The organism is Marivita sp. (assembly GCF_017643905.1).
Taxonomy (GTDB): Bacteria; Pseudomonadota; Alphaproteobacteria; order Rhodobacterales; family Rhodobacteraceae; genus Marivita.
Genome location: NZ_JAEPMO010000024.1, coordinates 1 through 12,162 on the forward strand (window position 1 = coordinate 1; position 12,162 = coordinate 12,162).

The following is a 12,162-nucleotide window of genomic DNA, read 5'->3' on the forward strand; positions in this document are numbered from 1 at the left end:
AGATTCAACTAAACAACACCAATATAGGCAATGTGTGTGACTACAGAAATTTGCCCGAACACAACCGCTAAATCATTGAAATAACTCAGCCAGCCACCCTCAATTCAGGCGAATTTCGGCGGATTTTGTCGAACTTGGGAAGCCAGCGTCGACCCGGTTGGTGAAGGTGTGACACCTGCGGCTGAATCAACTGAACTGGCGATGGCAACAACCGAACAGGAACGCTCCAGCGTGCCGAATGTGGTCAAGTTCAACCTGCCGCTGGTCGCCCCCGGCTCGGTGATTGACGGAGTCATCCTGTCGGAAATAACCCAAATGTCGCCGATGTTCCCGCCGGTTGAAGGTTTGCCGGACGAGTTCTGGAAAGAACAGTCCTGCTCCAACTGCCACGAATGGACACAGGAACGGCTTTGCGATCAGGCCAATGTCTACGTGAACCTGAGCGGTCAGAAATCCATGGAAAAACCCCATCCCTTCGGCGGCATTCTCAAGCGGAACCTACGCCAATGGGCGATGGGCGGATGCGAATGAGCTTGGTGGACGGTTAGCTCCGGTTGAGCATTTCCAACCGCTTTGCTGCCTCCTGAACCTGCGGAACCACCTTGGTCAGGCTTTCGATATCGTGCCGCTGTCGTGGTGCGTGAATGGACAGCGTGGTCATCAAACGACCCTCGGTGTCCCGGATGGGCACCGCGACAGCCACCATGTTGTCCATGAATTCCTGATTGTCGGTTGAGAACCCGCGCGACCGTGTAACAGCCAATTCCTCCAGAAGCTGGTCGGCTGTCGTAATTGATTGCGCTGTCGATGGCTCCAGTTCGAGCCATGACAACACCCGCTTGAGCTTGTCGATCCGAAGCGAGGACAGGTACATCTTGCCGCTTGCCGTGCAATGAAACGGCACCTGCGTGCCCACAGGCAGTTGCATCCGCAACGGCCAATGGGTTTCGACACGGTCCAGATAGACCATCCCGTACCGCCCCGGTGCCGCCAGATTGCAGGTCTCGCCCACTTCGCTTTCCAAGGCTTGCATGATCGCAAGGCGTTCTGTCCGCAACCGCTGCGAGGACAGCGTGTTCCCCGCCAGCTTGCGCAGCCGACGACCCGGCCCGTAAGAACGTCCGTCGATGTCGCGTTGCAGGAACCCTTCTTCCTCAGCCGTCAAAAGAAGCCGATGAACGGTCGGCTTCGGCAATCTCAAAGCGTCGGACAAGGCAGATGGGGCAACCGGCACCCCCGCCTTGGCGACTTCTTCCAAGAGCAGAAGAAGCCGCAAGTTCGTGGGGATCTGCCCTTTGGACTCAGTGGCAGAAGCGTCGGGCATGCAATCGGTCTCACCTATTTGGCAACAGAGACAACGCCAGCTCAGGCGTCAAAGCAACCAGAACCCAAACACTAATCAACGCGATCAGATACGGCACCGTGTACTTGAGCAGCCGGAAATACGGAACACCCGTCACCCCGGACGCCACGTAAAGGTTAAGCCCGTAGGGCGGCGTAATGAAACCGATGGACGCGCCAACAAGGAAGATCACCGAGAAGTGGATCGGATCCACGCCAACACTTGCAGCGATTGGCGCAAGAATGGGCGCAAGAATAATCGTCACTGGCAACGACTCGAGCACCATCCCCGAGACGAACACGATGATCATCGCGGTAAAGAGTACCGCATAGTAGCCCCCCATGGCCGTCACGAAATCGCCGATCACCTGCTGCGCACCCAGCAAAGACAGGATCTGCTGCATCACCACCGAAATGGCGATCAGCGGCGCGAGGATGCCTGTGATCTCGGCTGACCGCATGGTGATGCCGGGGATCTGCTTGAGGGTGAAGCCCTCGACCAGCAGCATTTCGGCATAGCTCTTGTCTTCCCAAGTCTTGTTGGGATCCTGACGCATGACGCGGCTCAGCACCCAGGACACAAGCCCGGCGATGATGCAGAAACCCACCGTGACGCCAGCCGCCTCGGTCGGAGAGAACTTGCCGGTATAGATACCCCAAAGCACAAGGCCGATGGCGAAGAAGCCAAGCCACGCGCCGAAGGCTGTCTTCAGCACACGGTTCAGTTGCAACGGAATCAGGTAGCCCCAGCCGTTGATACGGCAGATGATCCAGCACGCCACCTGCATGCCGATCACCATCAGCGCACCCGGAATGATCCCCGCCACGAAGAGGTCGGAAATCGGCAGATTCATCAGGAAGCCGTAGACGATAAAGATGATCGACGGAGGGATGATGATCCCAACCGTACCGCCCGCAGCGGCTGTCGCGGCCGAGAACCGTTCGTCATAACCACCTTTGACCATCTCGGGATGCAGCATCGACCCGATGGTCGCCGTCGTGGCCGAGTTGGACCCCGAGATCGCCGCGAACAGACCGCAGGCGCCAAGCGAGGCCATCGCCAGACCACCCCGCATCCAGCCCAGACAGGCATAGGCGAAATCCGACAATCGTCGTGCGATGCCGGACTTGTTGATCAGGTCGCCCGTCAGGATGAACAGCGGCATCGCAAGCAGGGCGAAGCCCTTGTTGAACACGTTGAGCAGCTCTGCCCCCATGTTGTCGAGCGTCAGCCCCAGCACGAAAGAACAGCCGATCACCCAATAGGCAATGACCAGAAGCACCGGCACGCCAAGCATGAACAGAAAGGTGACACCAACCGAGATCAGTGTGATGATGGTTCCGTCGGTCATCATGCATCCCCCCCGATCACAGATTGTTGGATCAGCGGTTCGCCCGCCCGGAAGTTTTTCATGTCATCCTGAATGTTCTCGATCGCCCGCGCGGCCATCAGCGTCCCGGCGAGCGGCGCCCCCAACAGGAACCACCACTGCATCGTGTTGTCGGTGCCCAGAACGATCTGAAAATTCGACGCCGACAACGCGACCACACGCATGGTCGTCACGAGGAAAATGAGGGCAAAACCGAACCAGAGCACGAAATCCAGCCAGAGGCACGCCATCTGGCCGCCACGCGGCATCCGGCTGCGGAATTCGGAAAAGCTCAGATGGGTGCGGACCCGGATGTTATAGGCCGCCCCGAACCACGCCATGACCATGAACAGGAACGGCGGAATGGTCGTGGACCACGGTTGCTGGTTGGAAAAGACAAAGCGGTCGATCACGCCCCAGAAGATGATCCCGGCAGTGCCAAGATAGCAGACGATCATCACGGTGCGTTCGAAATACCGCTCGATGACCGGCACGTGATGATACACCCAGGACAGCGCAAGCCCCGCCAACAGCAAGAAAACCAAGCCAAAGATGTAAACTGAATTCGGTGCCAAGGCCTGCCGGATCGTCCAGGAATCCTGACTGGCAAACGCACTGATGAGCGCGCTGAATTCGGACCAGAGCTCCATCTGTCCCTTCCTCCCATATGAAGACCGTGCCGGATTGATCCGGTCTCTGTGTCTTTAGGTGAAACAGCCCCGGCAATGCGGGGCTGCGTCATGTCGTATCCTAAAGCCGGATCAACCCTTCCACCAGCGGCGCGGCTCGACGTTTTCGGCCAGCGTGTGCGGGTTGTTGCGGACTTCGTTGTAGATGTCCTGATAGGTGTCGATGCCGTCGGCCCAGCCGTTGATCCGCTCGCGCCACTGCTCCCAGAGCTGCGGCTGGAACTCGGGCGAACACATTTCTTCGGCCTTGCGCACTTCTTCGTCCGAAAGCTTGGCAACGCGCACGTTGTTCTGCGCAAAGATCGTGCCGGGCATGGGCGGATCGGTAAAGCCGACGGTGTTGACCAGCGCCGCTTCGTTTGCCGCCTGCACATGCACCTGCGTCAGGTACGAGGCCTCCATGACAGCATCCTGCAATTCACCCGACAGACCGTCGAAGGTCTCGGACCGCATCGCGGTGTGCTCGGTGCCGCAGAAGAAACGCAGATCGACGCTCTGGCTGACCACCGGCGACATATTTGCATAGGCCACGGCCGATGCCCATGTTTCCGCGCCGTCGATGAGGCCCTGCTTGAGACCGTCGAGCGTTTCTTCCCACGCGATCGGAACCGGGTTCAGGTTGAGCGCTTCCATCGCGATGCGGCCAAGCTGCGTGCCGGTGACGCGGTTCTTGGTGCCCATGATGTCTTCGATCTTTGTGACCGTCGGCTTGTCGGCAAAGCTTTGACCCATTTGAATGCCGCGCAGTTCGGCATGGGTGAAGAGGAACTTCAGACCATGACGCTTTTCGAACGGATCACGCAGAATACGCTGCGATTCCGGCGAATACATAAAGTAGTACTGATCCGCGCGGCTGCGGAACATGTACGCGTAATCGAGAACGTTCAGGAACGGCGCACCTCCGGCCGAGTTCTGGGTCGAAGCCGCGTAGATGTCGATGATGCCTTGCTGCGCTTTCTCCACGCAGGACAGCTGGCCGCAGATCTGGTTGTTGCCGATGAATTCGATGCGGATCTCGCCGTCCGTGCGCTCTTCCAGATCGCGCGCGAACTCAAGGCAGCCTGCGCGTTCGATCAGCAGGTTCTGCGGGTTAAAGCCTGCGGCACCAAACTTCAGAGTGTGCTTGGCTTCTTTCGCAAAGCGCTTGTTGTAGGTCGATTCCGCAGCCTTGGCGAGGTTCGCAGCGGTCATCACACCACCGAATGTTCCCGCCGCCAAAAGCGTCGAACTCATCCCGTAAGTCCCCGCAATGCGGAAGAAATCTCGGCGCGAGACTCCCTTGATACGATCTCCGATTTTCATTGCTTCTCCTCCCGTTTTAGCAATTATTGAGACTTATTTTTTCAAAAAAGACTAGAATGGCTTTTCCGTTCTGCATAGAGTTTTTTGCATCAACGGGAGGATTTCGTCAGTGGAAGCAGACTATGTGATCGTCGGAGCAGGCTCTGCCGGCTGCGTTCTTGCCAACCGTCTCAGCGCGAATCCAGCTGTCAAAGTCGTTCTCCTCGAAGCCGGGGGCCGTGATCTGAACCCATGGATTCACATTCCCGTCGGCTACTTCAAAACGATGCACAATCCGGCGGTTGACTGGTGTTATCGCACCGAACCCGATCCCGGCCTGAACGGGCGGCAACTTGACTGGCCGCGCGGCAAGGTGCTTGGCGGATCGTCCTCGCTCAACGGATTGCTCTATGTGCGCGGACAGCCGCAGGACTACGACCGCTGGGCGCAGATGGGCAATCCCGGCTGGGCCTGGGACGATGTTCTGCCGCTTTTCAAACGCTCGGAGAATCAGGAACGCGGCGGGGATGATTTTCACGGCACCGAAGGTCCACTTTCTGTGTCCGACATGCGACTCAGCCGTCCCATCTGCGACGCCTGGGTCGAGGCTGCCCAAGCAGCGGGATACCCCTTCAATCCCGATTACAACGGCGCATCACAGGAAGGCGTCGGATATTTCCAGCTGACCACCCGCAACGGTCGGCGCTGCTCCAGCGCCGTCGCCTTCCTCAACCCGGTCCGGTCGCGCCCCAACCTCAAAATCGTCACCCGCGCCACCGCCAGCCGCATCCTCTTCGACGGCAAACGCGCCACCGGCGTCGCCTATCGCGATGCGGGCGGCATCGAACACACGGTCAAAGCCCGCGCAGAGGTGATCCTGTCGTCGGGCGCCATCGGTTCCCCGCAATTGCTGATGGTCTCCGGCATCGGTGAGGCGGATCACCTGCGCGAGCACGGCATCACCGTCCGCCACGACCTCAAGGGCGTCGGCAGGAACATGCAGGACCACTTGCAGGCCCGCCTCGTGTTCAAATGCAAGGAGCCCACCCTGAACGACGAGGTGCGCAGCCTGCTGGATCAGGCGCGAATCGCAGTGAAATACGCTCTGCACCGCCGCGGGCCGATGGCGATGGCGGCGAGCCTTGCCACAGGCTTCATGCGCACTGGCGACCATGTCGACACGCCGGACGTCCAGTTCCATGTGCAACCGTGGTCCGCCGACAGCCCCGGCGCGGGGGTCCACCCGTTCTCGGCCTTCACCATGTCGGTCTGCCAGTTGCGCCCGGAAAGCCGGGGCATGATCCGCCTCGCGTCATCTGATGCTGCGGTTTACCCCAAGATCCACCCCAATTACCTTGCTACCGAAACTGACTGCCGTACGATTGTCGAAGGCATCAAGATCGCCCGCCGCATCGCGCGGCACGCTCCGCTGACCGACAAGATCTCCGAAGAGTTCCGCCCTGATGCTGCGCTCGACATTGACGATTACGACGGCACGCTGAACTGGGCGCGCAACAATTCGACGACGATCTATCACCCCACCGGCACCTGCAAAATGGGACAGGGCGGCGATGCCGTGGTCGATGCCCGCCTGCGGGTGCATGGCATCCGCGGTCTGCGGGTGGTGGATTGTTCGATCATGCCCGAGATCGTCTCGGGCAACACCAACGCCCCCGCCATCATGATAGGAGAGAAAGCCTCCGACATGATCCTCGAAGACCTCAAGGCGGGCGCGTTCGCCGGGACCGCGTAAACTCCGCTGAAACACAGCCGCATTCGCCCTGCGTGAGCGCATGCCGGGTTCGGGACTCAGGTCTCCAGCGTCAGGGTCACCCTGTCGCCGGCGAACCATGTCCGACCATATTCCACCGGATTCCCCGCAGCATCGACATTGACGCTGGTTGACCGCAAAAGCGGGTCCCCCTCACGCAGATGTAGGTGCAACGCCTGTGTGACATCCGCCAAAACCGCCGTCAGCCGTGTGGATGCGCGGGTGTAATCCGCAACCCCGGCCCGGTTTAGGGCGTCGGTCACGCTGCTGGTGTCAGCAAGATGACGGTCGATATCCGGCGTGCGCTCCAGAGGAAACACGCTTTCGAACACCGCAATTGGCGCTCCATCCGCAAGCGATAACCCGCGATAGGCACAGACCGGCGCACCGTCGCCCACGTCAAGCGCCCGCGCTTCGCCAGCCGTCGCGGCCCGGCATTCAACATCAAGCACGCGCTTCTCGGGCCTGCGACCAGCCGCCAGCAGGTTCTCGTGGAACCGCACCCGCGCACCGATCGGGTAGTCGGTGGGCGTGGAAGCCACAAACGCCCCCGCCCCGCGCCGCGTGCGGACGAGGCCGTCATCGACCAACTGGGACAGCGCGTGGCGCACTGTGTGCCGGTTCACGCCGAACCGTGCAGACAACTGCGCTTCGGTCGGCAGCTTGTCTCCCGGCAGGTAACGGCCTTCGGAAATATCCGCCCGCAGCGCCCCGGAGATGGCTTGCCAGACGGGGGTCGAGGATCGGGTGTTACGCAAATTTCACAAAACTCCACTGTCCCGCATGGGGGAATCTGCTATGATATGTCTAGTTGTATAGAAACTTGCAAAGTTGTCGAGATGAAAGACACGTTCGATCCAAACGCTGACCGCAAGGCTTGGATGAGCCTGATGGCCAAGGCCCCCGAGGGTCGCGTGTCGGCCCTTCTGGATGCCGCCCTGCCCCGTCCGGCCCACACATGGCTGCGTGCGCCTGAAATCGGCAGCGTCATGGTGCGCGGCCGCGCAGGTGGGACAGGCGCACCGTTCAACCTTGGCGAAATGACGGTCACCCGCTGTGCGCTCAAGCTGCCCGGCGGTGAGGTTGGACACGCCTATATACAAGGCCGCAACAAAGCAGATGCCGAAGCCGCCGCCTTGGTGGATGCGCTGATGCAGACCGGTGCTGCCACTGTCATGCGCACGAAGGTGCTTGAGCCGTTGGAGAGCGAACAGTCCGCGCGACGTACCACGCGCGCCGAAAAAGGCGCCGCCACCAAGGTCGATTTTTTCACGATGGTGCGAGGGGAAGACTGATGCAGGCCCAGACACTTGAAGGCGGTTTTGCGCACCCGGCCACCGACGCCGCCCATGCCTTTCGCGGCGTGATGGAGGCGATGGCCCGTCCCGGCACGATCCAGACATTGGCAGGGGCAACGCCTCCTGCGCCATTGTCGGTGGCTGCCGGCGTCGTACTTTTGACCCTTTGCGATACGGAAACTCCGCTTTATCTGGCGGGCGAGGTTGACTGCGACGCAGTCCGCACATGGGTGGCGTTCCACACCGGTGCGCCCATCGTGCGGCCATCGCATTGCATGTTCGCCTTGGGCACTTGGGACGCACTTGGTCCCTTGTCCGCCTATCCAATCGGAACGTCCGAATACCCGGATCGGTCGGCGACACTGATCGTGGAATGTGCAGACCTTGCCGCGGAGGGCGCAACGCTGACCGGCCCAGGCATCCGCGACACCGCAAGCCTTTCTCTGCCGGAAACACAGGCGTTTCAGGACAACGCAGCCCTTTTCCCGCTGGGGTTGGATTTTGTCTTCACAAGCGGCGACCGCATCGCGGCGCTGCCGCGCAGTACGAAGGTTGTTTGATATGTACGTGGCAGTCAAAGGCGGCGAACGCGCCATCCAGAATGCCCATGCTTGGCTGGCCGAGGAACGGCGCGGCGACACATCTGTGGCCGAACTCTCGGTCGCGCAGATCCGCGAACAGCTTTCCCTTGCCGTAAACCGCGTGATGGCAGAAGGGTCGCTTTACGATCCCGATCTGGCCGCTTTGGCCATCAAGCAGGCACGCGGTGACCTGATCGAGGCGATCTTTCTCATCCGCGCCTATCGCACCACCCTGCCCCGCTTTGGCGCGTCCGCCCCGGTGGACACCGGCAATATGGCTTGCGACCGGCGCATCTCGGCCACGTTCAAGGATCTGCCGGGTGGACAGGTGCTTGGCCCGACCTTTGACTACACGCACCGCCTGCTGGATTTCAAACTCGCCGCCGATGGCGAAACACTGGAAGCGCCGATGCGCGAGGCCGAACCCGGCCCAGTTCCGCACGTCACCGAATTTCTGAACAAGGAGGGGCTGATCGAAGAGGCCCCACAGGACGAAACAACGCCGCCCGACCTGACGCGCGAGCCTTTGGAAATGCCAGCAGACCGCGCGCTGCGCCTGCAAGCGCTGACCCGCGCCGACGAAGGCTTTACCCTGTCGATGGCCTATTCCACCCAGCGTGGTTATGCCCGCAACCACGCCTTTGTCGGCGAATTGCGCATCGGCACCGTCCCGGTCGAGATGGAGATCCCCGAATTGGGCTTTGCCATCGAAATCGGCAAGATCACCCTCACCGAATGCGAAACCGTCAACCAGTTCAAAGGCTCCAAAACCGAGCCGCCCCAATTCACGCGCGGCTACGGTCTGGTCTTCGGCCAAACCGAACGCAAGGCGATCTCAATGGCGCTGGTCGACCGGGCGTTGCGGTGGGAGGAACTGGGCGAAGACAATGTCGGCGCCCCGGCGCAGGACGCGGAATTCGTCCTTTACCACGCGGACAACATTCAGGCGACAGGGTTCCTCGAACATATCAAGCTGCCGCATTACGTGGATTTCCAGTCCGAACTCGAGCTTGTTCGCAAACTGCGCCGCGAGGTCGAGGCATCGCAGAACCAGCATCAGGAAGCGACAGAATGACCTCAGTCGCCGCCGCCATCTCCGCCGTCACACCCGCTGTCGCCATCACCATCCGACGACCCTTCGAGCGCCGAATTCAGCCAACTGCCCTCAAAGCAGATGCCGATAACGGTTCGACCAGCCAGCAGGGCGACAAAGCCCAGCACAATCAGGTTCACCGTCCAGTCCATAATACCTCGCGCACTTTCCGAGCGAAACGCGTAGCGCAAGAATACGGCCCTCTTGAGGCACTCCGTCCGGAGGGCTGCGCATGACCAGGAAGCACGTCGTTTTCGACATCGGCGGTGTGCTGGTGGACTGGCAACCGCACCTCGCTTGGGCCGACCGGTTCGGATCAGCCGAGGCTGCCCATGCCTTCATCGAGCGCACCAATTTCCGCGCTCTCAACGCGCGCGGTGATGCCGGCGAACGCTTTGCCGATCTGGCGCTTGAGGTGAAAGACCCGGACGACCGAGCGCATTTTGCCGATTACGTGTCGCTCTACACGAAAACCGTCGTCGATCCGATACCCGGCACATGGGCCATTCTCGACAGGCTCAAGGCGCAGGGAACCTCGGTGCATGCCATCACCAATTGGTCAGCGGAAACCTGGCCCGAAGGGCTCAAGATGCATCCGCGTCTCGGTGAGGTGTTCGACGCGCTGGTCGTGTCCGGTCAGGAAGGCATCATCAAACCCGATGCACGGATTTTCCACCTGCTGTGCGACCGCGCGGGCGTCGCGCCCGAGGCCTGCATTTTCATCGACGACGGTCTGCACAATGTCGAAGGTGCGCGCGCCGTTGGCATGGACGGCATCCATTTCACCTCGCCCGAGGGGTTGGAAACCGCGCTGATCGAACGGGGGGTTCTATGACCCTTTCAGCCGCGACGACGCTTCAGAGGCAGGTCGAAAATGCCGCTCTGGTTGGACGTGTCGGCAAGCCAGCCGTCCGGACCAATCAGGTCGCTGGGCAACAGCCGTTCCAGACGTGGCAGGATACGGAACAGGACGGATTCGAGGGCCAGCCAAGCCACAAGGGACCCGCCTGCCCACCAAAGAAAAGACATCAGCAACGCGACCATAAGACCCCCGGGTTTTCGGACAGCGACTCGTTGCGTCGCATTAACCACAGCAGTGAGACAGTCTTGTGACACCCTCCTCAGAATATAATTTTGCCTATCTGGACGAGCAAACAAAGCGCATGATCCGCCGCGCGATCCTCAAGGGTCTGGCGATCCCCGGCTATCAGGTGCCCTTCGCCAGCCGCGAGATGCCGATGCCGTATGGGTGGGGCACAGGCGGCGTACAGGTCTCGGCCGCCGTGCTGACGCCGGATGACCGGTTCAAGGTGATTGATCAGGGCGCTGACGACACCACAAACGCCGTGTCCATCCGCACCTTCTTTGAACGTACCGCAGGCGTCGCCATCACCACCGCCACGACCGAGGCAACGGTGATCCAGACCCGCCACCGCATCCCCGAAGTGCCGCTCACCGAAGGCCAGATCCTTGTCTATCAGGTGCCGATCCCGGAACCGCTGCGTTTCCTCGAACCGCGCGAGAGCGAGACCCGCAAGATGCACAGTCTTGAGGAATACGGCCTCATGCATGTGAAGCTGTATGAGGACATCAGCCGTCACGGCCACATCGCCACCTCCTATGCCTACCCGGTCACGGTCGAGGCGCGCTATGTGATGGACCCGTCGCCCATTCCGAAATTCGACAACCCCAAACTGGGGGATTGTCCTGCGATCCAGTTGTTCGGTGCAGGCCGCGAACAGCGCATCTACGCGCTGCCGCCCTACACGCAGGTGGTCAGCCTCGATTTCGAGGATCACCCGTTCGAGGCCTCGAAAGCCGACCACCCTTGTGGTCTTTGCGGGGCCGAGGACAGCTATCTCGACGAGGTGATCGTCGACGATGCCGGCGGACGGATGTTCGTCTGCTCCGACACCGATTATTGCGAAGGGCGGCAAGCGGCCGGTCATCGCGGAAAGGACGCGGCATGACCCCCCTTCTGTCAGTTCAGGGCATCACTAAACGCTACGGCGCGCATATCGGGTGTGCTGATGTCTCCTTCGACCTTTATCCCGGCGAAGTCATGGGCATCGTGGGTGAATCCGGGTCCGGCAAGTCCACGCTGCTTAACTGCATGGCAGGCCATCTGCGCCCCGATGCGGGATCGGTGGTGTTCGACACACGCGGTCACGGCCCCCGCGACACCGTCACCATGTCCGAACCCGAGCGCCGGATGCTGGGCCGCACCGATTGGGCCTTTGTCCACCAGCACGCCCGCGACGGTCTGCGCATGGGCGTGAGCGCGGGCGGCAATGTGGGCGAACGGCTGATGGCCGTGGGCGCGCGTCACTATGGCGACATCCGCGACAAGGCTGTGGATTGGCTCGAACGGGTCGAGATCGACGCGAGCCGCGTTGATGACCGCCCTACGACGTTCTCCGGCGGGATGCAGCAGCGTCTGCAGATCGCGCGCAACCTTGTCACCGGGCCGCGACTGGTCTTCATGGACGAACCCACCGGCGGGCTGGACGTGTCGGTGCAGGCGCGGCTTCTCGATCTTCTGCGCGGGCTGGTGCGCGACATGGGGCTGTCGGCGATCATCGTGACCCATGACCTTGCCGTGGTGCGCCTTCTGGCGGACCGTCTGATGGTGATGAAGGATGGACATGTCGTCGAAAACGGCCTGACCGATCAGGTGCTCGACGATCCGCAGCACGCCTACACGCAACTCCTTGTCAGCTCTGTTTTGCAGGTGTGAG

The 12,162-nt window shown here is 61.0% G+C and carries 15 protein-coding genes; 8 read left to right on the forward strand and 7 right to left on the reverse strand.

Features of this window, described 5'->3' with window-relative positions:
* Nucleotides 1-201: 201 nt before the first annotated feature.
* Nucleotides 202-531, forward strand: coding sequence for a hypothetical protein (locus JJ869_RS05505; protein ID WP_292265147.1), 330 nt, complete (start codon nucleotides 202-204; stop codon nucleotides 529-531).
* A gap of 13 nt (nucleotides 532-544) precedes the next feature.
* Here JJ869_RS05505 and JJ869_RS05510 read toward each other — a convergent pair whose 3' ends face one another.
* From JJ869_RS05510 to JJ869_RS05525, 4 genes are all read right to left on the reverse strand, one after another.
* On the reverse strand, nucleotides 545-1,324 hold the full coding sequence (locus JJ869_RS05510; protein ID WP_292265149.1) for an IclR family transcriptional regulator: 780 nt from the start codon (nucleotides 1,322-1,324) through the stop codon (nucleotides 545-547).
* Nucleotides 1,325-1,334: 10 nt separating this feature from the next.
* A complete protein-coding gene (locus JJ869_RS05515) occupies nucleotides 1,335-2,693 on the reverse strand; it encodes a TRAP transporter large permease (protein ID WP_292265157.1) in 1,359 nt (452 codons plus the stop codon).
* On the reverse strand, nucleotides 2,693-3,361 hold the full coding sequence (locus JJ869_RS05520; RefSeq protein WP_292265158.1) for a TRAP transporter small permease subunit: 669 nt from the start codon (nucleotides 3,359-3,361) through the stop codon (nucleotides 2,693-2,695). Before JJ869_RS05520 ends, JJ869_RS05515 begins: the two co-directional genes overlap by 1 nt.
* Nucleotides 3,362-3,472: 111 nt before the next feature.
* The gene (locus JJ869_RS05525) at nucleotides 3,473-4,702 is read right to left on the reverse strand and encodes a TRAP transporter substrate-binding protein (protein WP_292265159.1); all 1,230 of its coding nucleotides are present in this window, start codon (nucleotides 4,700-4,702) and stop codon (nucleotides 3,473-3,475) included.
* Between the two features lie 100 nt (nucleotides 4,703-4,802).
* On the opposite strand from JJ869_RS05525, the gene JJ869_RS05530 reads away from it, so the two are divergent.
* Nucleotides 4,803-6,434, forward strand: coding sequence for a choline dehydrogenase (locus JJ869_RS05530; protein WP_292265203.1), 1,632 nt, complete (start codon nucleotides 4,803-4,805; stop codon nucleotides 6,432-6,434).
* A gap of 56 nt (nucleotides 6,435-6,490) precedes the next feature.
* On the opposite strand, the gene phnF is transcribed toward JJ869_RS05530, so the two are convergent.
* Nucleotides 6,491-7,210, reverse strand: a complete 720-nt coding sequence (gene phnF / locus JJ869_RS05535; protein WP_292265160.1) for a phosphonate metabolism transcriptional regulator PhnF — start codon at nucleotides 7,208-7,210, stop codon at nucleotides 6,491-6,493.
* An 81-nt stretch (nucleotides 7,211-7,291) separates the two neighbouring features.
* On the opposite strand from phnF, the gene phnG reads away from it, so the two are divergent.
* Genes phnG through JJ869_RS05550 form a run of 3 tightly spaced genes read left to right on the forward strand, consistent with a single transcriptional unit; the run spans nucleotide 7,292 to nucleotide 9,406 of the window.
* On the forward strand, nucleotides 7,292-7,747 hold the full coding sequence (phnG, locus tag JJ869_RS05540) for a phosphonate C-P lyase system protein PhnG (RefSeq protein ID WP_292265161.1): 456 nt from the start codon (nucleotides 7,292-7,294) through the stop codon (nucleotides 7,745-7,747).
* Nucleotides 7,747-8,310, forward strand: a complete 564-nt coding sequence (gene phnH, locus JJ869_RS05545) for a phosphonate C-P lyase system protein PhnH (RefSeq protein WP_292265162.1) — start codon at nucleotides 7,747-7,749, stop codon at nucleotides 8,308-8,310. The genes phnG and phnH overlap by 1 nt, the downstream gene beginning before the upstream one ends.
* 1 nt (nucleotide 8,311) lies before the next feature.
* Nucleotides 8,312-9,406 (forward strand): carbon-phosphorus lyase complex subunit PhnI, encoded by a 1,095-nt coding sequence (locus JJ869_RS05550; RefSeq protein ID WP_292265164.1) that lies wholly within the window; start codon nucleotides 8,312-8,314, stop codon nucleotides 9,404-9,406.
* A gap of 2 nt (nucleotides 9,407-9,408) precedes the next feature.
* On the opposite strand, the gene JJ869_RS05555 is transcribed toward JJ869_RS05550, so the two are convergent.
* A complete protein-coding gene (locus JJ869_RS05555; protein WP_292265165.1) occupies nucleotides 9,409-9,576 on the reverse strand; it encodes a hypothetical protein in 168 nt (55 codons plus the stop codon).
* Nucleotides 9,577-9,656: 80 nt separating this feature from the next.
* Between JJ869_RS05555 and JJ869_RS05560 the strand changes: the two genes are divergently transcribed.
* Nucleotides 9,657-10,259, forward strand: coding sequence for an HAD family phosphatase (locus JJ869_RS05560; RefSeq protein WP_292265166.1), 603 nt, complete (start codon nucleotides 9,657-9,659; stop codon nucleotides 10,257-10,259).
* 5 nt (nucleotides 10,260-10,264) lie between these two features.
* Here the strand turns inward: JJ869_RS05560 and JJ869_RS05565 are convergent, their stop codons facing one another.
* Nucleotides 10,265-10,420 (reverse strand): hypothetical protein, encoded by a 156-nt coding sequence (locus tag JJ869_RS05565; protein WP_292265167.1) that lies wholly within the window; start codon nucleotides 10,418-10,420, stop codon nucleotides 10,265-10,267.
* Between the two features lie 113 nt (nucleotides 10,421-10,533).
* On the opposite strand from JJ869_RS05565, the gene JJ869_RS05570 reads away from it, so the two are divergent.
* Together JJ869_RS05570 and phnK are read left to right on the forward strand one after the other, a co-directional pair.
* Entirely contained in the window at nucleotides 10,534-11,394 is an 861-nt protein-coding gene (locus JJ869_RS05570) for an alpha-D-ribose 1-methylphosphonate 5-phosphate C-P-lyase PhnJ (protein ID WP_292265168.1), read from the forward strand.
* Nucleotides 11,391-12,161 carry a phosphonate C-P lyase system protein PhnK gene (phnK, locus tag JJ869_RS05575; protein ID WP_292265169.1) on the forward strand — a complete coding sequence of 257 codons (771 nt, stop codon included), beginning with the start codon at nucleotides 11,391-11,393 and terminating at the stop codon, nucleotides 12,159-12,161. Before JJ869_RS05570 ends, phnK begins: the two co-directional genes overlap by 4 nt.
* Nucleotide 12,162: the final 1 nt, after the last annotated feature.

Coding starts and splice junctions, on each gene's coding strand:
- JJ869_RS05510 (WP_292265149.1), bottom strand. CDS start 1,324: ATGCCCGACGCTTCTGCCACTGAGTCCAAAGGGCAGATCCCCACGAAC.
- JJ869_RS05555 (WP_292265165.1), bottom strand. CDS start 9,576: ATGGACTGGACGGTGAACCTGATTGTGCTGGGCTTTGTCGCCCTGCTG.
- JJ869_RS05560 (WP_292265166.1), top strand. CDS start 9,657: ATGACCAGGAAGCACGTCGTTTTCGACATCGGCGGTGTGCTGGTGGAC.
- phnG (WP_292265161.1), top strand. CDS start 7,292: ATGAAAGACACGTTCGATCCAAACGCTGACCGCAAGGCTTGGATGAGC.
- JJ869_RS05520 (WP_292265158.1), bottom strand. CDS start 3,361: ATGGAGCTCTGGTCCGAATTCAGCGCGCTCATCAGTGCGTTTGCCAGT.
- JJ869_RS05505 (WP_292265147.1), top strand. CDS start 202: ATGGCAACAACCGAACAGGAACGCTCCAGCGTGCCGAATGTGGTCAAG.
- JJ869_RS05515 (WP_292265157.1), bottom strand. CDS start 2,693: ATGACCGACGGAACCATCATCACACTGATCTCGGTTGGTGTCACCTTT.
- JJ869_RS05525 (WP_292265159.1), bottom strand. CDS start 4,702: ATGAAAATCGGAGATCGTATCAAGGGAGTCTCGCGCCGAGATTTCTTC.
- JJ869_RS05550 (WP_292265164.1), top strand. CDS start 8,312: ATGTACGTGGCAGTCAAAGGCGGCGAACGCGCCATCCAGAATGCCCAT.
- phnK (WP_292265169.1), top strand. CDS start 11,391: ATGACCCCCCTTCTGTCAGTTCAGGGCATCACTAAACGCTACGGCGCG.
- phnH (WP_292265162.1), top strand. CDS start 7,747: ATGCAGGCCCAGACACTTGAAGGCGGTTTTGCGCACCCGGCCACCGAC.